The organism is Sulfitobacter sp. M39, from assembly GCF_021735935.1.
GTDB lineage: Bacteria > Pseudomonadota > Alphaproteobacteria > Rhodobacterales > Rhodobacteraceae > Sulfitobacter.
In genome coordinates this window covers 1190819-1211099 of record NZ_WMDZ01000001.1, presented here as the reverse complement: position 1 = coordinate 1211099, position 20281 = coordinate 1190819, and the positions used below count along the sequence as shown (strand labels likewise).

Here is a 20281-nt window from a genome sequence, read left to right as displayed (position 1 = left end):
TTACGACGCCTGTCGCAGAGATGGCTCGCAAGAGGTCATACGCCCCCTGTGCCGTCCCCGCAACAGCGCGTAGGGTGCCGCGCTTATGGACACCGACGCCCGCCATTCCGGCGGGCATCGTACTTGCAAGGTTAGCCGCCTTACTGGCTGGCCATGCCAACGATCATCGACCCCAGTGCGACAAGGTGGATCAGCATGATCGCCCTGTCATTCCACAGGGTGCCGACAATGAACCAACCGATGACGCCGACGATAAACAGGTAAAGATTCCACGGCGTCCAGCCGAATCCCGTTGCGGCGTAGCCGAGGATCTGCACGATCGACGCGGCCCATTTGATCCAGAACGCAAGTCGGGTGCTGCTGCGCAAGGCGATCAGATCAGACGGCACGGGTCAGCCCTCCGTCGATGCGCCAGTTCTGACCGGTGACATAGCCGCCTTGGTCGGACGCCAGCCACGCGATGAGGGAGGAGACCTCTGCCTCGGTGCCATACCGGCCCATGGGGATACGCGCGCGGCGGTCGTCTGTTTCAGGCAGGCTGTCGATGAACCCCGGCAAGACGTTGTTCATGCGGATATTCTTCTCTGCGTATTGATCGGCGTAAAGCTTGGCGAACCCAGCAAGCCCCGCGCGGAAAATGCCTGATGTGGGGAACAGCGGGTCGGGCTCGAACGCGGCGAAGGTAGAAATGTTGATGATCGCGCCGCCGCCCTGTGCTGCCATGATCGGAGTCACAAGCCGCGTGGGGCGGATCACGTTCATCAGGTACACGTCCATGCCCTGATGCCAATCGTCATCCGTCATCTCCAGGATGTCGCCCTTGGGGCCGTGACCGGCTGAATTTACCAGCACATCCACGCGCCCCCACCGCTCCATAGCGCCATCCACCAATTGCGCCAGATCATCAACCGACTGGTTTGTGCCGGTCACACCGAAGCCGCCAAGCTCTGTGGCCAGTACTTCGCCTTTGCCAGAGGACGACAGGATCGCGACCTTGAACCCATCGGCGGCAAGCTTTTTGGCGGCCCCTGCCCCCATGCCGCTGCCGCCCGCTGTGATTAACGCTACTTTTTCTACACTCACGACGTTTGCCTCCTATATGTGTTAAACAGCGCTAGCGCGTCTGCTTCACCGCAGGTAAGCGCATCGCAACGCTTCGACCAGCCAGACGTACTGCTGCATGACGATAGGATTTCTACTGTGCCTACCTCGAACGACCTCCCCCCTCTGAACGGGCTACGCGCCTTTGCAGCGGCGGGCCGCCATCTGACCTTTCGCGCCGCAGCCGATGAATTGGGCGTGACCCAAGGTGCCGTGGCCCAACAGGTGCGCGGGCTAGAAGACCATCTGAACCTGCGTCTCTTCCTCAGAGAGCCCCGCGGGTTGGCCTTTACCGAAGAAGGGCGCGCCTATCACATCGCGATTGCCCGCGCCTTCGACCAAATGGCCGATGCAACAGATGCGCTGCGCACCGCGCCGTCCCACGTCACGATCAGTGTCACCCCCACCTTTGCGTCGAAATGGCTGATCCCCCGACTGGCAGCGTTTACCCAAGCGCACCCCGGCATTGATCTGCGCATCACCGCGACCGAAAGAGTGTCCAGCTTCCACGCGGATGGAATCGACCTTGCCGTGCGGCAGGGCAATCCGCCATTCGGGGCGAGCCTGCGCGCTGATCTGTTGTTCGAGCAGCAGATCGTCGCCGTCTGCGCCCCCCATTTGGCAGAAGTGCTGAATACGCCGATGGACGCGGCAGCTATCGCAGAGGCGACACTGCTGCATGACACGCATGATCTTTGGCCGCAGTTCATCAAAACGATCTTTGGGCGCGATGTGCCGACGGCGCGAGGTGTGCGGTTCAACCAGACGACGCTCAGCCTTGATGCGGCGCTTGCCGGTCAGGGGATTGCCCTTGCCAGCCGATTTCTTGTCCAGCGTGATCTGCGTGCGAAACGGCTGGTGCAACCGATTGAAGGCGCATTGAGCGGTGGTAGCGGGTTTTACCTTTTGTCCCCACGGCAAGGCTCCCCAAGTGGTGCCGCCCATGTCCGTGATTGGCTACTGGGCCGCGCCCGCGACGACGTGGCAGAGGGTGCCGTAACCCCAAACGACGAAAGCAACCTTCCCATAGCGGAACCCTGACCCGCTGGCGGGGGTTCTTCTTCATAGATGTCACAAGACAAAGGGCCCCCTCCTCATGAAGACGACACTGACCGTTAACGGCGAAGACCATAGTCTTGACGCCGACACCCGCACGTCGCTGCTGGATGCGCTGCGCAATCACCTGAACCTGACCGGCAGCAAAAAGGGCTGCGACCACGGCCAATGCGGTGCCTGCACCGTCATGGTCAACGGCCGCCGCATCAATTCTTGCCTGACGCTCGCCTGTATGCACGACGGCGACGAGATCACCACGATCGAGGGTCTGGGCGACGAACGCAACCTGTCCGACATGCAGCAGAACTTTGTCAAACACGACGGTTTCCAGTGCGGCTATTGCACACCGGGTCAGATCTGCTCAGCCACCGCCATGCTCGAAGAGTTCAAAGCCGGCTGGCCCTCTAACGTATCCGGCAGCCTGACAGCCTCGCCCGAGCTGACCGATGACGAGATATCAGAGCGGATGTCCGGGAATATCTGTCGCTGCGCCGCCTACCCCAACATTGTCGATGCGATCCGTGAATCGGCGAAGGGGAAATCATGAGACAGTTCGATTACATCCGCGCCGGTACCAATAGCGATGTCACCGGCACCCCAGATGCCACGATCATCGCCGGGGGCACCAATCTACTGGACCTTATGAAGCTAGAGGTGATGACCCCCGACCGGCTGGTCGATATCTCGCGACTGGACCTCAAACAGATCACCCCAACCCGCGACGGCGGGCTGCGCATCGGTGCTTTGGTCACCAACTCTGATCTGGCGGCGGATATGACCGTACGGTCGGATTTTGCCGCGCTGTCCTCTGCCCTGCTGGCGGGCGCGTCCGGTCAGTTGCGCAACAAGGCGACCACGGGTGGCAACCTGCTGCAACGCACCCGCTGCTACTATTTCTACGATACCGATCAGCCATGCAACAAACGCGAGCCCGGTTCCGGCTGTAGCGCAATGGAGGGGGCGAACCGTCTGCACGCGATCCTTGGCGTGACTGACAAATGTATCGCCAGCCACCCCAGCGATATGGCGGTCGCCATGCAGATGTTAGGGGCCGAGGTCGAGATAGAGGCGGCCGACGGCGTGACCCGCACTGTGCCGCTGTCCGACTTCTATCTGATCCCCACTGACCCCGCCGTCGAAACCGTCTTGCAACCGGGAGAGTTGATCACCGCCGTGATCCTCCCCGCCCCCGCCGAGGGTCGCCAGACCTACCGCAAGGTACGTGACCGCGCATCCTATGCCTTTGCGATGGTATCGGTCGCGGCGCGGATCGAAGTGACGGATGGCAAGATCAGCCAAGCCGCGATTGCCTGCGGCGGTATCGGATCAATGCCTTGGCGCGATCCGGCAGTCGAAGACGCGTTGATCGGGCAAGAACCCTCGCGCGAGGTGTTCGGCAAAGCCGCTGATATTCTGGTGGCAGAGGCCACACCGAAAGAAGGCAATGCGTTCAAGGTGCCGCTGGCCCGACGCACGCTCATCGCCACACTCAAGGAACTCACGGGGGTACAGCAATGACCGACGGTATCAATATCTCGACCGCCGAACTGACAATGGATGAACCCGATGACCGCAACCGGCTGGACGCCACGGTTCAGGGGTTAATCCACACTGGCATGGACCGTCCCGACGGCCCACTGAAAGTATCAGGCCGCGCCACCTATGCGCATGAGGATCAGCCCGCGGGCATGATGACCGGCGTATTGGTGCGTGCCCCTGTCGCGGGCGGTCAGGTCACCGGCCTAAACGCCGAGGCGATCCGCAAACTGGATGGCGTGCGTGGCGTGTTCCACGGCAAGACGTTCTTGCGTAACCCGGCCCAAGGCACCGCGAACGAAGCGCCGGTGCAGCCGGACGGCAAGATTTCCTATGTCGGTCAGCCCGTGGGCTTGGTGGTCGCCGATACGTTCGAGCAGGCCCGCCACGCGGCGCATATGGTCGAGCTTCAGATCACGCCCGACGATGCGGTCACCGACCTGGAAACGGCAGAGATCGAGACACCGAAGGAAAAACAATCGTCCCAAGGTGATCTGGACGCCGCCCTATCGCAAGCCGCCTACACCGTGGACGAAACCTATCGCACAGGCGGGCATAGCTCGTCGGCAATGGAACCCCACGCTGCAATCGCGCAATGGGACGGCGACAAGCTGACCCTGCGCGGGTCGTACCAGATGCTCAAATACAATGTGAACGAACTGGCCGACGCCCTTGGGATCGACCCAGAGAACGTGCATCTTCTGGCCCCCTTCGTGGGCGGTGGCTTCGGCTCCAAACTGGGGATCAGCCACGAGGCCGTGGCCGCTGCGCTCGCCGCGCGCGAGCTGGGTGCGCCCGTGGCTGTCGTATTGACGCGCCAGCAGGTGCTGGAAGCGACAATGCGTCGATCCGAGACTGTGCAGCACATCAAGCTCGCTGCGGATGCCGATGGACGCATGACCGGTATCGGGCACGATTCCACCGTGTCGCAACTGATGGACGAAAGTTTTGCAGAGCCGGTAGCCCAGGCCACGCCATTCCTTTACCGTGGGGAGAACCGCGAGATCGGGATGCATATCAAGCGGATCAACCGCATGTGTGCAGGCTCTGTCCGCGCGCCGGGGGAAGCGGTCGGGATCACCGCGCTCGAGATCGCGATGGACGAACTGGCGGTCGCAAGTGGCATCGACCCCGTCGAGCTGCGCAAACGCAACATTCCGGATGTCGACCCGTCGGACGGGCGCGAGTTCTCGTCCCACAAACTGGCCGAGGCGTTGGATGATGGTGCCAAGACCTTTGGCTGGGACAGCCGCGAGGTCGGCAAGACGGACGGTGAATGGCTGATCGGCTACGGCATGGCCTCTGCCACTCGCGTCAATATGCTGGGCGAAAGCCACGCCCGCGTGACCCTGAACCAGGACGGTAGTCTGCTGGTTGAAACCGATATGACCGACATCGGCACGGGCACCTATGCGATCCTCACCCAGATTGCGGGCGAAATGCTGGGCGTGCCCTCGGACCGTGTGACGGTGCGTTTGGGCGACAGCAGCCTGCCTAAGGCCGCTGGGTCCGGTGGCAGCTGGGGTGCTGCGTCCTCGGGCGGGTCGGTTTTTGTCGCCTGCGAAGCCCTGCGCAAAAAGATCGCCGAGGCTATGGGCGTAGAGGAACGCGACCTGACCCTGCAAGATGGTGTCGCCACCGCCAACAATCGCCGTGCCGATCTGCCGGAATTCACCAAGGATGGCCCCCTCACGGTCAAGGGCACAATCAAGAAGGGTGACACCCAGACCGACCGTCGTCAGGCCACCTTCGGTGCTTTCTTTGCCGAGGTTGGCGTGAACAGCGTCACCGGCGAGACGCGCGTGCGCCGGATGCACGGCAGCTTCGCCGCCGGTCGCATCCTGAACGCCAAGACAGCGCGCTCGCAATGTCTGGGCGGCATGACCTTTGGCATCGGCATGGCGCTGACCGAAGAGCTAATGTTCGACAAACGCGACGGCCATTTGGTGAACAACGATCTGGCTGAATACCACGTGCCAGTGAACCTTGATGTGCCACAGCTAACTGTGAACTTCGTGCAGGAACGCGACCCTTGGGCGAACCCCATGCAGGCCAAAGGCATCGGAGAGCTGGGCATCTGTGGCGCAGGCGCATCCATCATCAACGCGATTTACGACGCTTGTGGTGTGCGGGTGCGTGACCTGCCCGCGACGATGGACAAGATTATGTCGGGCCTGCCAGACGTATAACCTGAAAACCGCGTTCAACACGCAACCGGCGTGGCCATAGGCTGGGCCGGTTGCGTGTGACATGCGAAAGGCGGGCTATCTTCCTTGCGGCACGCCGGGCAGTGCACATAGCATTTCATACAGATAGCTGGCTGCGATCATCGCGGTATTGCCCGCAGGGTCATAGGGCGGGGAAACCTCAACCAGATCGCCCCCCACAAGGTTCAGCCCCGCCGTCCCTCGAATGATTTCCAGCCCCTGCATGGTAGTCAAGCCGCCTACCTCGACCGTGCCCGTTCCAGGCGCGAAGGCAGGGTCAAGACTGTCGATGTCATAGGTCAGATAAACCGGCGCATCGCCGATCTTGGCACGGATATCTGCCATCAACGGGGTCAGTGATTTGTGCCAGCATTCTTCAGCCTGAATGCAGGTCCAGCCCTGCTGCCGCCCCCAGTCAAAGTCGTCCTTGCTATAGCCCGTCCCGCGCAGGCCGATCTGGAACACTTTGTCGTTTTGCAGGCAGCCTTCCTCCCACGCGCGGCGAAATGGGCAGCCATGCGCCTCTTTCTCGCCGAACATCTCGTCATTGGTATCCGAATGGGCATCCACATGAATTAACGCGACAGGCCCGTGCTTTTCCGCAATCGCCCGCAGGATTGGCCAAGTCAGCGTGTGGTCACCCCCCAAGGTCAGCGGGATCGCCCCGTGTGACAGCACCTCGCGGTAGTGGTCTGCGATGATGGATACCGATTTCTTGAGATCGAATAGGTTGATCGGCACGTCACCGATATCTGCCACCTGAAGATGTTCAAACGGGGCCGCACCGGTGGCCATGTTATAGGGTCGGATCATGCGGCTTTCGTCGCGTATCTGCCGTGGGCCCAACCGCGTACCGGGACGGTTGGAGGTGCCTATATCCATCGGAATGCCCAGAAAACACGCATCCAGCCCCGCCGCTGTCTCTGCCGCGGGCAGGCGCATCATAGTGGCAGGCCCACCGGTCCGCGGCATGGCATTTCCGCTAAGCGGCTGATTGTAGGATGATTTAGTCATCGTCACGTTCCCTTTCGCTGTCTCGAAGCTTGGGCCGCGCAGACAAACGCCCAAGCTTCGATGTCTTCGCGCAGCTTCGCAGCTTTGCCCGCAAAGCCAAGCAGCTTTCCGCGCTTCCCGCCCCTGTGCCTCTTGAAATCCTCGCACAGCTTTGGCACGTATATCCATGTGAGGACGACCTCCCCTGAATGGAAAATTGCCGGGACGACCCGGCCCTTCAATGAGGTATAACATGCGCTCTGCATTTGACCGTCTTCGCCACGCCATCAGTTTTGAAGTCATCGCGCTGATCCTTGTGATCCCCGCAGGCGCGATCCTGTTTGACGTGCCCTTACATGACTTTGGTGTCGTGGGCATTGTCAGCGCCACGCTCGCGACGCTTTGGAACCTTGGCTATAACGTGCTTTTTGACTTGGCCTTACAACGGCTGACGGGAACCACCCTGAAATCGCGCATCGTCCGGGTGCTGCACGCGCTGGCCTTCGAGGCAGGGCTGCTGGTGGTGCTGCTGCCGTTCATCGCTTGGTATCTGGGGATCAGCCTGTGGGATGCCTTCGTGCTGGATATCGCACTGGCGGCATTCTACCTCGTTTATGCCTACGTGTTTAACCTGATCTACGACACGCTTTTTCCGCTACCCGAATGGTCGCAAAAGCAGGCGGAAAGCGCCTAGCTCACCAACCCATTGTGGTGATCAGACCGGCAAGGTGAATGACGCCTTGATCCGGTCCATCACCACGGTGGTTTTGAACCCTTTGATATCGGGATTGTTGTAGAAAAAATCGCGGGTGAACGTCTCGTAATCCTGCATGTCCTTGGCGCTGACGATCAGCATAAAGTCGGTCTCTCCGGTCACGTAGTAGGCGCTCATCACTTCTGCCCGCTCCCGCACCGCTCGCTTGAAACGGTCGATGATATCGGACCGTTCCCGCGCCAGTTCCACCGCGATCAGCATGGTCAGAGGACGGCCCACGGCCTCGGGCGAGACGACGGCGATATCGGCCTCGATCGCCTTGGTCGCACGCAGCCGCGCAAGGCGCCGCTGGACCGAGGTTTGCGATAGCCCGACCAGTTCGGAAAGGCGCGCGCTGGTGAGCAGATTGTCGCGCTGCACGTGATGCAGGATTTTCCGGTCTATCGCATCAATCATCCTGAATTCCCCATATCTTACAAAAGTTTGCAGCTTTTACCCGCGTAGCCGCATTATTCGCATAATTGCACAGCGCGAAAAAGCTAAACTCGCACAATACCCTGGCAGGAATCCCTACATGATCGACCATTCTTTCACACAGCACGAATATGCAGCACGTCTGGCGAAAACACGCGCCGAAATGGCCAACCGCGGGCTGGACGCGCTGTTTGTCACCGATCCCTCCAATATGGCGTGGCTGGCGGGCTATGACGGGTGGTCGTTCTACGTGCATCAAGGCGTGCTGCTGACCCACGAAGGCCAGCCCGTGTGGTGGGGGCGCGCCATGGACAGCGCCGGTGCCCAGCGCACCACCTATCTGGATGATGACAATATCGTCGGCTATGACGACACCTACGTCCAGAACCCCGACAAACACCCGATGGAGGATCTCGCCCGTCTCATCGCGGACCGCGGGCTAGAGAATGCGCGCATCGGGTTCGAGCTGGACAATTACTACTTTACCGCTTCCGCATTCCTGACACTGCAAACGCGGCTGCCGGGCGTCAATATCCAGAACGCCACGGCGCTGGTGAACTGGCAACGTGCGGTGAAATCCCCGACCGAGCTTGAATATATGCGTCGCGCCGCGCGGATCGTTGAACGGATGCACGTGGTGATCCGCGAAAAGGCCGAGGTCGGGATGCGCAAGAACGATCTGATCGCGGATATCTATCACGCCTCAGTCAGCGGGGCCGAAGGGCATTGGGGCGACTACCCCGCCTGCGTACCCATGACGCCCTCGGGTCTGGATGCCACCGCGCCGCACATCACATGGGACGATGCCCCCCTGCGCAACAACGAAGGCACGTTCTTTGAAATCGCGGGCGCGCACCGACGCTATCAATGTCCGCAGTCGCGTACCTTGTTCTTGGGCAAGCCTCCGCAGAAGTATCTGCATGCAGAGAATGCCGTGCTCGAAGCGATTGATGCCGGGCTAGAGCAGGCCAAACCGGGCAACCGCTGCGAAGACATCGCCCGCGCCTTCAACACCACCCTGCGCAACCGCGGGTTCGAGAAAGACAGCCGCTGCGGTTACGCGATCGGCCTGTCCTACCCTCCGGACTGGGGCGAACGCACCATGTCGTTCCGCGCAGGAGATACCACCGTGCTGGAACCCGGAATGACCTTCCACTTTATGCCCGCACTTTGGCTTGACGACGGCGGGATCGAGATCACAGAGCCGATTGTCATCACGCAAACCGGTGTCGAATGTCTGTGCACCACCCCGCGTGCGCTTGTGATCAAGGAATAGTGCTATGCGGGACAATCCGATTTCGGCCACCATCGATTTTGAGTGCGACGGCGTGCAGCACGGCTATCTGCGCCTGCCCTATAGCCGCAATGACAGTGCCTGGGGTGCGATACAGATCCCGGTGACCCAAGTGAAAAACGGCGACGGCCCCTCTGCCCTGCTGACCGGCGGCAACCACGGCGACGAATACGAAGGGCCGCTGGCCTTGGTCGAGCTTGCCCAGACCCTGCAGGCCAAGGACGTCACGGGGCGCGTGATCATCATCCCGTTCATGAACCAGCCTGCCTTTGCGGCCGGCACACGCGTGTCCCCGCTCGACGGGGTGAACATGAACCGCAGCTTTCCCGGTCGTCCCGATGGCACGCCCACGCAGAAGATCGCGGACTACTTTCAACGGGTGCTGCTGCCGATAGCGGATGTCGTGCTTGATTTCCATTCGGGCGGCAAAACGCTGGACTTTCTGCCCTTCGCCGCCTGTCACACGCTGGACGACCCTGACCAGCAGGCCCGCTGCCGCGCCGCGCGCGATGCGTTCAACGCACCGTTCAGTGTCGAGATGCGCGAGATCGACGCGCTAGGCATGTACGACGATGCGGCAGAAGCTATGGGCAAGACTTTCGTCACCACCGAATTGGGCGGCGGCGGCACTGCCACGCCGGAAACGGCGCAGGTCGCTCGTAAAGGGGTGCGCAACCTGCTGATCCACGCCGGTATCCTGCAAGGCCAGCCCGTCACTGCGCCATCGCGCATGCTGTCGCAAGACGACGACCGTTGTTTTCACGTCACCAACCACGGTGGGCTGGTCGATTTCAACGTCACCCTTGGCGACACAGTGGCCGAAGGCGACCTGATCGCGCGCTTGTGGAACAGCCGGCATACGGGCCTGCCCCCGCGTGAAATCCGTGCCCAGATGGGGGGCATCGTGATCGCCCGCCATCACCCCGGACTGGCACAGCCGGGCGATTGCCTTGCCGTGCTGGCCACCGAACTCACCTGAAACTCTCCTAAACAGAAAGCCTGACCTATGCTTCGCAATGATGATCAACTCGCCACATGGGACCGCGAAAACTTTTTCCATCCCTCTACGCATCTGGCACAGCATGCGCGGGGTGAATCCGCGACGCGGGTGATCACAGGGGCGTCGGGTGTCCATATCGAGGACCGCGATGGCAACCGGATGCTGGACGCCTTTGCCGGGCTCTACTGCGTGAACGCAGGCTATGGCCGGACCGAAGTAGCCGACGCCATCGCCGAACAGGCGCATCAACTGGCCTATTACCACTCCTATGTGGGCCACGGCACCGAGACCTCGATCACGCTGGCCAAGATGATCATGGACCGCGCACCGGCGCATATGTCCAAGGTCTATTTCGGTCTGTCAGGCTCGGACGCGAACGAGACGAACATCAAGCTCGTCTGGTACTACAACAACATCCTTGGCCGCCCGCAGAAAAAGAAAGTCATCTCGCGCTGGCGCGGCTATCACGGGTCGGGGCTGATGACCGGCTCGCTGACCGGCCTGTCACTGTTCCACGACAAATTCGACCTGCCGATGAACCCCGTGATCCACACGGACGCCCCCTATTACTATCGTCGCAAGGACCGCACCCAGTCCGAAGCCGAGTTTACCGCGCAATGCGCCAACGCGCTCGAGGCGCTGATCCAAGCCGAAGGGCCCGACACCATCGCGGCCTTTATCGGGGAACCCGTATTGGGCACTGGCGGCATCGTGCCCCCGCCCGCCGGATACTGGGACGCAATCCAAGAGGTGCTGAACCGCCACGACATCCTGCTGATCGCGGATGAGGTCGTGACCGGCTTTGGCCGTCTAGGGACGATGTTCGGGTCGGATCACTACGGGCTGAAACCCGATCTGATCACCATCGCCAAGGGGCTGACCTCGGCCTATGCGCCGCTGTCGGGGTCGATCGTATCGGACCGGATGTGGAAGGTGCTGGAACAGGGCACGGACGAGAACGGCCCCATCGGTCACGGCTGGACCTATTCGGCGCATCCGATCTGTGCCGCGGCGGGTGTCGCGAACCTCAAGCTCATCGACGACCTGAACCTTGTCAGCAACGCGGCCGAGGTGGGCGGATATCTGAACGCCTCGATGAAAGAGGCGCTTGGCGATCATCCGAATGTGGGGGACATCCGTGGCGAAGGGCTGCTTTGCGCGGTGGAATATGTGGCCGACAAGGCAGACGCCACGCCGCTTGACCCTGCTGCCAAGGTGGGGGCCGCGATCTCTGCCGCGATGCTGGAACGCGGCGTGATCGCCCGTGCCATGCCCCAAGGCGACATCACCGGCTTTGCCCCGCCCTTCTGCATCACCCGCGCAGAGGTCGATACAGTCGTCGCCGCGACCGCGGATGCGGTAAAAACCGTGCTGGGATAAACGCCCCGGTTCGCCTTGTTTCGCAGGGCGAACCGACCCCCACAGGTGGGGCATACTGCGGGCGCTAACACGGCGCTTGGCCGTTGCAGCCCCTGATTGTTTGCGCAATGACTACCCCAAGCTACGGGAGGAGCGCAGATGCCACATTGGTCACAGGCGATCACGGATCGCATACAAACAGAAACCCATTTTGACGGTCGCGAGATCAAATGCTTCAAGGATCGCCCCGCCGACCTGAACGCCATGCTCGCCGCGGCCTTTGCCCGCGCCCCCGATCAAGAGGCCGTGGTCAGCGGCGAGACCAGACTGACCTATACCGAGCTTGACCTACACGTGGGCCGCATCGCCGCAGGGCTGCGCGCGCGTGGGGTCGAAAAGGGCGACCGCGTTGCGCTGCTGCTGTCGAACCGCTGGGAATTCATCGCGACCATGATGGGCTGTCTGCGGCTTGGCGCGATTGCCGTGCCGATCAACATCCGCGAAGGCACGCCAGAGCTGGCGTTTATCCTGCGACAATGCGGTGCCAAGATCGCCGTGCATGGCATGGATGTCGCCGACCGCCTGCCCGCACCGGCCGATCTGCCCGCGCTGACCCACCGCTTTTGCGTTGGCGGCACAGTGGTTGGGTCCGACGCTTTCGATACGCTGCCCGCACAGACTCCGCTGACCGACGCCGTGCCGCTGCACGAGGATGACATCGCGGTGATCCTCTATACCTCCGGCACCACAGGCCAGCCCAAAGGGGCCACGCTGACCCATCTGAACATCGTCCATTCCGCGATGCATTTTGAACTTTGCATGGAGCTGGGGGCCGGTGAACGCTCCCTCCTCTGCGTGCCCGCAAGCCATGTGACCGGGTTGGTCGCCACCGTCTTTACCATGCTGCAAACCGCAGGCTGCACCGTGATGATGGAGGTCTTCGGTGCACATGAGTTCCTATCGCTGACCGCCGACGAAAAGGTAACGCAGACGCTGATGGTGCCAGCGATGTACAACCTGTTCCTGCTGCGCTGCAATGTCGACGACTACGACCTGCAACACTGGCGGATCGGGGGCTACGGCGGCGCACCGATGCCGCAATCCACCATCACCGAGCTGTCGGAAAAGCTGCCGAACCTCTGCCTGATGAACGCCTATGGCGCGACGGAGCTTACCTCTGCCGTGACGATCCTGCCGATGGGGTTCGGCACCAAACGCGCGGATAGCATCGGCATCGCCGTACCCTGCGCCGATATCCGCATTGTCGATCCTCAGGGCAACGACGTGCCCGACGGCACCCATGGGGAGCTTTGGATCAAGGGCGCGATGACCGTGCCCGGCTATTGGGACAACCCCGACCGCACTGCCTCCGAGTTTCACGACGGCTACTGGAAAAGCGGCGACATGGGGTCACGCGACGCCGAGGGGTTCATCTGCCTGCACGACCGTCGTAAGGATATGATCATTCGCGGCGGCTATAACATCTACAGCGCCGAGGTCGAAAACGCCCTGACCGCCCACCCCTCCGTGATCGAATGTGCCGCCATCGGATGCCCTGATCCGGTGCTTGGCGAAAAGATGCATGTGTTCATCCACACCACGGACACGGCGCTGGATCTTGATACGATCAAGGCTTTCGCACGCACAAAGATGGCGGACTACAAAGCGCCGGATTTTGCGACATTCGAACCCGATCCCCTGCCGCGCAACGCCAATGGCAAGATCGTCAAGAACACGCTTCGCGACAGGCTGAAGGCGCAGGCCTGAGGGCATAAAGAAAGCCGCAGCGCACATTGGCGCTGCGGCTTTCATCTGTGTCGGTTCAGGCGCGATCAGGTCGCGGCCGGTTGCTCGTAGGCCAGTTCATGGTCGCCAAGGTCCATGATGTCTTCGCCGGATTTGTCCCACTCGGCCCGATCTTCGTCCGTCGCTTGTGGCGAGAACAGACCGGTCACCGCATAGAACACACCGATCAGCGGTGCAGTCCAGCAGGCAAAGGCCAGCGGGATATACAGCAGGTTGGTCAGGTTACCGTCCATGACCCCCAGCCCCAAGGCCGAGATCACAAAGGCACCACCGGCGTTCCACGGGATCAGCGGGCTCATCAGCGTGCCGCCCTCTTCCACCGCGCGGCTGAGGTTCAGGGTCGAATAGCCCATCCCACGGTACAAGGGCGCGTACATACGACCCGGCAGCGCAATAGAGATATAGGGATCACCTGCAACCATATTGGTCGCAAAGGCCGTCCCGATGGCCGAGCTTTGTACCGCGCCAAAGCTTTTCACGCGGCTGACGATTGCCATAATAATTGCCTCCAGACAGCCGGTGCGCTCCAGCGCGCCGCCAAAGCCCAAGGCAATCAACATTAGCGAAATGGTCCACATCATTGACTGGATACCGCCCGCGTTCAGCAGACTGTCGATGTCGGCGATGCCCGTGTCGATGGAATAGCCCGACTGCGCAAAGGCGAACACGTCATGCAGCCCCGCGCCCTGCCAGAAAATCGCCACCAGACCACCGGCCAGCACACCGGCAAACAGCGACGGCAGCGGCGGCTTCTTCATCAGCGCCAGTACAATCACGATCAAGGCGGGTGTCAGCGGGATAATCCCGAGGCTAAAGCGTTCCTCCAGACCGGTTGTGATCTGATTGATGCTGCTAACGTCGCCCGCGCCCTCTTCGATCAGCATAAAGCCGACGACCACATAGATCACCAGCGCGATAAGCATCGCAGGGACCGTCGTGGGCAACATGTTCTTGATGTGGTCGAACACATTCGTGCCCGTCACCGCAGGCGCAAGGTTCGTCGTATCCGACAGCGGCGATACCTTGTCGCCAAAGAACGCGCCCGACACGACCGCACCAGCAGTCCAATAGGCCGGAATACCGAAACCCGCACCAATCCCCATCAGCGCCAGACCAATGGTGCCGACTGTGCCCCAGCTGGTCCCCAACGACAGGGAAACCACCGCACAGAGGATCATGGCGGCTGCCAGAAAGATCGACGGGGTCAGCAAGGTCAGCCCGTAATAGATCAACGTGGGCACCGTGCCCGACGCGATCCAGACGCCGACGATCATGCCCACCACGATCAACACCGCCAGTGACGGCATCGACACGTGGATCACGTGGAACACGCCTTCGCGAATGTCCATCCACGTCTGACCGCGAAACACACCCAGCAGGGACGTGATGGCCAATCCGAGGATCAGGGGAATATGGGGCGTGAAGTCGCCATAGTAGAAAAGTTGCAGCGCCAGAAGGCCAAGCGTCAGAACGACGGGCAGCAGCGCCAGCGGGAGCGATGGAAGGTCTTTATTGTCCATTTTGTCCTCGTTTTTGTATTCTTGTTTACCGATACACACACAGATTCCCTTTAGGGTGGCATTGCGGGCCTGTGATGCCAACCAATCTTATTCTAGGGCGGTCCGGTGGTATTTCAGGCGATTTTCCGCTGTTTTTTGAAGAGGCTAGACAAAACCGTCACGTAGCCTTGCTATGTCATTGCGAATATTACCGGATGATGACGCGCCGAATTCGCGATTTTCGCGTGAACCCCGCACTGTGCAGCAAAAGTTTGCGCATCTGGCTTCATGTTATTGAACTTCCCGCGTAATTATATGAATTCTGCAATGCAGCAACGAACAGGAATCATTTTTGATGCATCATTTGTCTCGCTCCCGCCCAATGTCTCGCCGGTCCGTATTGCGCGCAGGGGGGGCCGCCTTGGCATTCGCCGCGGCGACCGGTTTGCAAGACACTGCCGCATGGGCGCAGGCCGGTGATACGGCGGAGCCTTTTTCCTTTGATATCCTGATCGAACGGGCACGCGGTCTTGCCGGTGAGGAATACACTGCGCCGACGCAATTGGGCGAGCCCTTCACCACGCTGGATTACGACGACTACCGCAACATCCGCTTCCGCGAGGACAGCGCGATCTGGAAAGGCCCCGCAGCGCAAGCGGTGGTACATGCCTATCACCCCGGCTGGTTGTTCGACGGCACCGTGTCGCTCTACGAGGTCGTCGACGGCAAGGCACAGCCGCTTGGCTTTACCTCGGACGATTTCATTTACCAGTCCAAAGCGCTTGAAAAAATTCCAGCCGGCACAGAGCTGCCCGGCGTCGCGGGCTTCCGCATGAATGCCCCGCTGAACGATCCGCAACAGTTCGACGAGATCGTGTCGTTCCTTGGGGCAAGCTACTTCCGTGCCTTGGGCGCGGGTAACCGCTATGGCCTGAGCGCGCGCGGGCTTGCGGTGAACACTGCCACCTCCGAACCCGAGGAATTCCCCCGCTTCAGCGCCTTCTGGCTGCAACGTCCCGCGCCGGGCGAGACGAAGATGACCTTTTACGCCCTGCTGGAAAGCCAGTCGGTCGTGGGGGCGTACAAGTTCACCGTGACCCCCGGTGCCACCACCACGATGGATGTGACCACCGAACTGTTCTTCCGCCAAGACGTGCAGCAACTGGGCATCGCGCCGCTGACATCGATGTATCTGTTCGGGCTGAACGATCAGGGCGGCTTTGACGATTACCGTGCCCGCGTCCACGACAGCGAGGCGCTGGTGGTCAACACCGGCCAAGACACGCTGTTCCGCGTGCTGAACAACCCGCCCAAGCTCGCCAATTCATACTTTGGTGCGCAATCGCCGAAATCCTTTGGCCTTGTGCAGCGCCACCGTGCCTTTGACGACTATCTGGACGCCGAAGCCCACTATGAACTGCGCCCGACGCTGATGGTCGAACCCAAAGGTGACTGGGGCGAAGGCATGGTCCGCTTGATCGAGATCCCGTCGGATCTGGAGGGGAACGACAACATCGTCGCCTTCTGGACCTACAAGAACGGGTTCGCCGCGGGTGATAGCAAAAGCATTTCCTACCGTCTGAACTGGGGGATGAACCCGCCCGGCGCGTCTTCGACACTTGCCCAAGTATCGCGCACTCTTGCCGGAAATGGGGGCATCGCGGGCGTAAAACCGCGCAATGATCGCCGAAAGTTTGTGATCGACTTCGAAGGTGCAACTTTAGGGGAACCAAACGCCGAGAACGTTGTTGAAGCCAATGTAAACATCGCCGGCGGGACAATTGCAGGACAAGTGCTGCAGCAGATCGACGGCCACGATCACATGTGGCGACTGGTTCTAGAAGTCGTCGCCGAAACTGATGCAATGGTTGAACTGCGCGCCAATCTGGTCGCGGGCGACCGTAGCTTGACCGAGACTTGGGTATACCAATGGCTGAAAGAATGAATACTTCTGTGACATCAACTGCGACCACCGAACAAATGACCGACTTTGACCGTTATGCGCCTCGCCCTGCCCCGCTGGATATGCCGCGGCAGGTGCTAGAGCATGATGCCCGCCCCTCCCTGTTCGAGGTGGTGAGCCGCATCTTCATGCGTAATGCCTGACATGCCCTCTTATTTGCGCGATGGTGCCACGCGGGTCAGCCGCATTGGCACCATTTGCTTTGCCTTGCTATGCGCAACAGCGGCAGCCGCGACACTGGCGCAAGCGGGGCTTAATACCGGATTTGATATCTGGGACGGCTTCGCCGTGGCGCTTATCGCGCTGACGACTGCGTGGTTGGCATGGGGGGCGGGGCAGGCGTTTTTGGGCGTGCCCTCTTTTGACCCCCTCCCTGATATGGACCTGAGCAACGCGGATTTCCCCCCGACGGCGATCCTTGTGCCGATCTGCAACGAAAACCCGACCGAGGTTTGCGCGCGCATTATGGCAATGCGCCAATCCATGCAGGCCTCGAACGTACCCGTCGATTTCGCCATTCTGTCCGACACCTTCGACCCCGACGCCCTGATCGCAGAGCGCGCGGCGCTAGCCCCGCTATTGGGCGATGACAGCGCTGCGAACCCGGTTTACTACCGCAACCGTACCGACCGATATGGCCGCAAGGCGGGCAACGTCGAGGATTTCATTCGCAAATCCGGCGGGGCTTATGAATACGTCGTGATCCTTGACGCCGACAGCTTGATGGAGGGCGATACGATCCGCCATCTTGTCGCACGGATGGAGGCAGACCCGACTCTTGGCCTGCTGCAAACCCTGCCCAAGATCTTTGGCGCGGGGTCGCTGTTCGGCCGCGCGATGCAATTCTCGGCCAGCTTTCACTCGCCCGTTTTCGCACGCGGTTTGGCCCGTATGCAGGGGCGGGCGGGCCCCTTTTGGGGGCATAATGCCATCGCACGTGTGCGCGCCCTGTCGCAATGCTGCGGCCTGCCTGAACTCAGCGGCCCTGCCCCTTTCGGCGGCACCATCCTAAGCCATGACTATGTTGAAGCCGCCCTGCTGGTACGCGGCGGCTGGCGTGTAGAGATGGACCCCCGCATCGCCGGCTCCTTCGAGGAAGGCCCCGACAATCTGCTCGCCTTTGCGCGCCGTGATCGCCGCTGGTGTCAGGGCAACCTGCAACACATGCGTCTGGTCGGTGCCCCCGGCCTGCACGGGTGGAGCCGGTTCGTCTTCGTCCAGGGGATCATGGCCTATCTGGTGTCGGTCGCTTGGGGGGCCTTCCTGATCGTGTCGCTGCTGGCCGCCGCGACCAATGCCAGCCCTGATTATTTCCCCAACGCCTATCAGCTTTTCCCGGTCTTCCCCGACGACAAGACCTTCCAGATCGTAGCGCTCGCCTTTGGGATCGGCGGACTGCTGTTGCTGCCCAAGCTCGCGATCTTTGGCGAAGCGGCTGCAACGGGCCGCGCCAAGGGGTTTGGCGGGGCGCTGCGCGCGCTTGGCTCTGTCCTGTCTGAAATTCTGCTGACCGCGCTGATTGCGCCCGTCATGCTGATGTATCAAAGCCGCGCCGTCGCCGAGGTCTTTGCGGGCAAGGATGGCGGCTGGCCCGCAACCGCACGCGGCGAAGGGCGGCTTACCCTCGCTGAAAGCTGGCGTGCCAGCCGTTGGGTGTCGCTGTTCGGGATCGCGGTCACCGTTGCCGTCTATCTCTGGGTGCCGAACCTGATCTTCTGGCTCTTGCCGGTGACGCTGCCCATGTCCATCGCGCCGCTGTTGATCGCCGTTACCTCGCACGAGAGCACCGGCCAAGTCTTTACCACGCCGCAAGAGCGGGCCACGCCCGCCGTCATTGCAGCATATCGCGACAACCTGAGATCGGGTGCCGCCCCAGAAGGATCGTCGCATGACACAATCGTCCAACCGGCCTGACGCCCAGCTTATTCCCATCCGGCGCGGCGTCGACCTGCCGCGCCGCGCCCGCGATCCGCGCATCGATGCGTTTCGCGGGCTGGCGCTGATCATGATCATCATCGACCACATGCCCGGCAACCCGTGGGAGCATCTGACCATCCGCAACATCGGGTTCTCCGACGCGGCAGAGGCGTTCTTTATTATGTCGGGCATCGCGGCGGGCATCGCCTATTCCCCCGCCATCGGCCGCTGGATGTCGGGCGAGCTGCGTCTATGGGATGCGATGGCACCGCTGTGGCGGCGGGCGTGGCAGCTTTATATCGTGCATATCGTGCTGACGGTCGCGGCCATCGGTCTTTATGCCTGGGCGGCAGATACGTTTGTGCGCTCGGAATTCCGCGTGATGCACAACCTTGCCCTCTTGTATGACCAGACCGGTGCCGCGATGGCGGGGCTGGTCACGCTGGGATACCAGATCGGCTATGTGAACATTCTGCCGTCCTATACCGTCTTGCTGCTGGCAGGCCCTGCGCTGATCGCCGCTGTACTTTACGCGCCGCGCACGACCTTGGCCGTTGCGGGGGCGTTCTGGCTTTATGCAGGAGCCACCCGACTGACCATCCCGAACCACCCCGGTGGCGGCGGCTGGTTCTTCAACCCGCTCACCTGGCAGTTCATCTTTGTCGTCGGCCTTGCCATTGGCGTGCGTCATCGCAAGGACGAACGGCTGGTCCGCAACTCTCCGATCCTGTTCAAGCTGGCGCTCGGCGTGTTGCTGTTCATCTTTGCTTGGCGCTACGTGCCCGGTCTGGGATCGTTCATGAATCACAAGATGGCGCAGCTTGGCGGGCTTGGCCTTCCCAGCAACATCACGACGCACAACAAGTCGATGCTGGCGCTGCCGCGATTGGTGCATATCCTCGCGCTGGTCTACGTGCTGTCGTGCCTGCCTGTGGTGACACGGATCTGTGCGCATAATCTGGCCGCCCCCTTCCGGCTGATGGGCAGCCACGGGCTGCTGGTGTTTGGGCTTGGCACCATACTTGCCCTGGCGGGGCAAATCATGATGGATATCGAACCCACGATGACGGCCTTGCCGTGGACACTGCCCCTTGTTGCAATTGCTGTGTGCTATGCCGCCGCCCTGCTGGCCGAAGCCGCACGCAAACAGCCGCAGCCAAAACAACCCGCCCCCCCAAAGGCAGAGATCCCTCGGGCAGAGGTGATTACCGGCAGTTCAACGGCGTAATGGTGCGCTCCTAGCCCACCCCGATGATGTAATCTCCCGATGTGCGAACATATCCGCGCATCGGGTTTTCTTTACATCAAAGACCCCCCATAAGCGAAAAGCAGTGGAAATAGGGAATGTTCCCCTATCTCGT

General features: G+C 61.2%; 18 protein-coding genes. 13 read left to right on the top strand and 5 right to left on the bottom strand.

Annotation, left to right across the window (positions count from 1 at the left end; all coding sequences use genetic code 11):
- Positions 1-140: 140 nt before the first annotated feature.
- Together GLP43_RS05895 and GLP43_RS05890 are read right to left on the bottom strand one after the other, a co-directional pair.
- Positions 141-389 carry a DUF6552 family protein gene (locus GLP43_RS05895; protein ID WP_005852034.1) on the bottom strand — a complete coding sequence of 83 codons (249 nt, stop codon included), beginning with the start codon at positions 387-389 and terminating at the stop codon, positions 141-143.
- On the bottom strand, positions 379-1083 hold the full coding sequence (locus GLP43_RS05890) for an SDR family oxidoreductase (protein WP_237278574.1): 705 nt from the start codon (positions 1081-1083) through the stop codon (positions 379-381). Before GLP43_RS05890 ends, GLP43_RS05895 begins: the two co-directional genes overlap by 11 nt.
- Positions 1084-1200: 117 nt before the next feature.
- Here GLP43_RS05890 and GLP43_RS05885 point away from each other — a divergent pair, with 117 nt between their 5' ends.
- The 4 genes from GLP43_RS05885 to GLP43_RS05870 are packed head-to-tail and all read left to right on the top strand — an operon-like array spanning position 1201 to position 5882.
- Positions 1201-2142 (top strand): LysR substrate-binding domain-containing protein, encoded by a 942-nt coding sequence (locus GLP43_RS05885; protein ID WP_237278573.1) that lies wholly within the window; start codon positions 1201-1203, stop codon positions 2140-2142.
- 55 nt (positions 2143-2197) lie between these two features.
- Positions 2198-2704 carry a 2Fe-2S iron-sulfur cluster-binding protein gene (locus tag GLP43_RS05880; RefSeq protein WP_237278572.1) on the top strand — a complete coding sequence of 169 codons (507 nt, stop codon included), beginning with the start codon at positions 2198-2200 and terminating at the stop codon, positions 2702-2704.
- Entirely contained in the window at positions 2701-3675 is a 975-nt protein-coding gene (locus GLP43_RS05875; protein ID WP_237278571.1) for an FAD binding domain-containing protein, read from the top strand. The genes GLP43_RS05880 and GLP43_RS05875 overlap by 4 nt, the downstream gene beginning before the upstream one ends.
- Positions 3672-5882, top strand: a complete 2211-nt coding sequence (locus GLP43_RS05870; protein WP_237278570.1) for a xanthine dehydrogenase family protein molybdopterin-binding subunit — start codon at positions 3672-3674, stop codon at positions 5880-5882. Before GLP43_RS05875 ends, GLP43_RS05870 begins: the two co-directional genes overlap by 4 nt.
- Before the next feature lie 75 nt (positions 5883-5957).
- On the opposite strand, the gene speB is transcribed toward GLP43_RS05870, so the two are convergent.
- Positions 5958-6914, bottom strand: coding sequence for an agmatinase (gene speB, locus GLP43_RS05865; protein ID WP_237278569.1), 957 nt, complete (start codon positions 6912-6914; stop codon positions 5958-5960).
- A 232-nt stretch (positions 6915-7146) separates the two neighbouring features.
- Between speB and GLP43_RS05860 the strand changes: the two genes are divergently transcribed.
- Positions 7147-7587, top strand: a complete 441-nt coding sequence (locus tag GLP43_RS05860) for a PACE efflux transporter (RefSeq protein WP_237278568.1) — start codon at positions 7147-7149, stop codon at positions 7585-7587.
- A 21-nt stretch (positions 7588-7608) separates the two neighbouring features.
- Here the strand turns inward: GLP43_RS05860 and GLP43_RS05855 are convergent, their stop codons facing one another.
- A complete protein-coding gene (locus GLP43_RS05855; protein WP_237278567.1) occupies positions 7609-8064 on the bottom strand; it encodes an Lrp/AsnC family transcriptional regulator in 456 nt (151 codons plus the stop codon).
- 118 nt (positions 8065-8182) lie between these two features.
- On the opposite strand from GLP43_RS05855, the gene doeA reads away from it, so the two are divergent.
- The 4 genes from doeA (at position 8183) to GLP43_RS05835 (ending at position 13502) form a co-directional block, all read left to right on the top strand.
- Positions 8183-9358, top strand: a complete 1176-nt coding sequence (gene doeA / locus GLP43_RS05850; RefSeq protein WP_237278566.1) for an ectoine hydrolase DoeA — start codon at positions 8183-8185, stop codon at positions 9356-9358.
- A gap of 4 nt (positions 9359-9362) precedes the next feature.
- Positions 9363-10355, top strand: coding sequence for a N(2)-acetyl-L-2,4-diaminobutanoate deacetylase DoeB (doeB, locus tag GLP43_RS05845; protein WP_237278565.1), 993 nt, complete (start codon positions 9363-9365; stop codon positions 10353-10355).
- Between the two features lie 27 nt (positions 10356-10382).
- Positions 10383-11756 carry an aspartate aminotransferase family protein gene (locus GLP43_RS05840; protein ID WP_237278564.1) on the top strand — a complete coding sequence of 458 codons (1374 nt, stop codon included), beginning with the start codon at positions 10383-10385 and terminating at the stop codon, positions 11754-11756.
- Positions 11757-11894: 138 nt separating this feature from the next.
- Positions 11895-13502, top strand: a complete 1608-nt coding sequence (locus GLP43_RS05835; RefSeq protein WP_237278563.1) for a class I adenylate-forming enzyme family protein — start codon at positions 11895-11897, stop codon at positions 13500-13502.
- Positions 13503-13567: 65 nt separating this feature from the next.
- On the opposite strand, the gene nhaC is transcribed toward GLP43_RS05835, so the two are convergent.
- Positions 13568-15061 (bottom strand): Na+/H+ antiporter NhaC, encoded by a 1494-nt coding sequence (nhaC, locus tag GLP43_RS05830; protein WP_237278562.1) that lies wholly within the window; start codon positions 15059-15061, stop codon positions 13568-13570.
- A 361-nt stretch (positions 15062-15422) separates the two neighbouring features.
- On the opposite strand from nhaC, the gene GLP43_RS05825 reads away from it, so the two are divergent.
- From GLP43_RS05825 to GLP43_RS05810, 4 genes are read left to right on the top strand one after another with little or no spacing between them, the layout of a single operon-like run.
- Complete coding sequence (locus GLP43_RS05825) at positions 15423-16985, top strand: glucan biosynthesis protein (protein WP_237279923.1); 1563 nt, start codon at positions 15423-15425, stop codon at positions 16983-16985.
- A complete protein-coding gene (locus tag GLP43_RS05820; RefSeq protein WP_237278561.1) occupies positions 16982-17146 on the top strand; it encodes a hypothetical protein in 165 nt (54 codons plus the stop codon). Before GLP43_RS05825 ends, GLP43_RS05820 begins: the two co-directional genes overlap by 4 nt.
- On the top strand, positions 17139-18917 hold the full coding sequence (gene mdoH, locus GLP43_RS05815; RefSeq protein WP_443069462.1) for a glucans biosynthesis glucosyltransferase MdoH: 1779 nt from the start codon (positions 17139-17141) through the stop codon (positions 18915-18917). Before GLP43_RS05820 ends, mdoH begins: the two co-directional genes overlap by 8 nt.
- Positions 18892-20148: an OpgC family protein gene (locus tag GLP43_RS05810; protein WP_237278559.1), complete on the top strand. Its 1257-nt coding sequence runs from the start codon at positions 18892-18894 to the stop codon at positions 20146-20148. Before mdoH ends, GLP43_RS05810 begins: the two co-directional genes overlap by 26 nt.
- Positions 20149-20281 lie beyond the last annotated feature (133 nt).

Excerpts from the sequence above, each read along its gene's own strand:
- GLP43_RS05875 (WP_237278571.1), top strand. The coding sequence starts at position 2,701 with ATGAGACAGTTCGATTACATCCGCGCCGGTACCAATAGCGATGTCACC.
- GLP43_RS05835 (WP_237278563.1), top strand. The coding sequence starts at position 11,895 with ATGCCACATTGGTCACAGGCGATCACGGATCGCATACAAACAGAAACC.
- mdoH (WP_443069462.1), top strand. The coding sequence starts at position 17,139 with ATGCCTGACATGCCCTCTTATTTGCGCGATGGTGCCACGCGGGTCAGC.
- GLP43_RS05825 (WP_237279923.1), top strand. The coding sequence starts at position 15,423 with ATGTCTCGCCGGTCCGTATTGCGCGCAGGGGGGGCCGCCTTGGCATTC.
- GLP43_RS05810 (WP_237278559.1), top strand. The coding sequence starts at position 18,892 with ATGACACAATCGTCCAACCGGCCTGACGCCCAGCTTATTCCCATCCGG.
- nhaC (WP_237278562.1), bottom strand. The coding sequence starts at position 15,061 with ATGGACAATAAAGACCTTCCATCGCTCCCGCTGGCGCTGCTGCCCGTC.
- GLP43_RS05860 (WP_237278568.1), top strand. The coding sequence starts at position 7,147 with ATGCGCTCTGCATTTGACCGTCTTCGCCACGCCATCAGTTTTGAAGTC.
- GLP43_RS05855 (WP_237278567.1), bottom strand. The coding sequence starts at position 8,064 with ATGATTGATGCGATAGACCGGAAAATCCTGCATCACGTGCAGCGCGAC.
- GLP43_RS05880 (WP_237278572.1), top strand. The coding sequence starts at position 2,198 with ATGAAGACGACACTGACCGTTAACGGCGAAGACCATAGTCTTGACGCC.
- doeB (WP_237278565.1), top strand. The coding sequence starts at position 9,363 with ATGCGGGACAATCCGATTTCGGCCACCATCGATTTTGAGTGCGACGGC.
- GLP43_RS05820 (WP_237278561.1), top strand. The coding sequence starts at position 16,982 with ATGAATACTTCTGTGACATCAACTGCGACCACCGAACAAATGACCGAC.
- GLP43_RS05870 (WP_237278570.1), top strand. The coding sequence starts at position 3,672 with ATGACCGACGGTATCAATATCTCGACCGCCGAACTGACAATGGATGAA.
- GLP43_RS05840 (WP_237278564.1), top strand. The coding sequence starts at position 10,383 with ATGCTTCGCAATGATGATCAACTCGCCACATGGGACCGCGAAAACTTT.
- doeA (WP_237278566.1), top strand. The coding sequence starts at position 8,183 with ATGATCGACCATTCTTTCACACAGCACGAATATGCAGCACGTCTGGCG.
- speB (WP_237278569.1), bottom strand. The coding sequence starts at position 6,914 with ATGACTAAATCATCCTACAATCAGCCGCTTAGCGGAAATGCCATGCCG.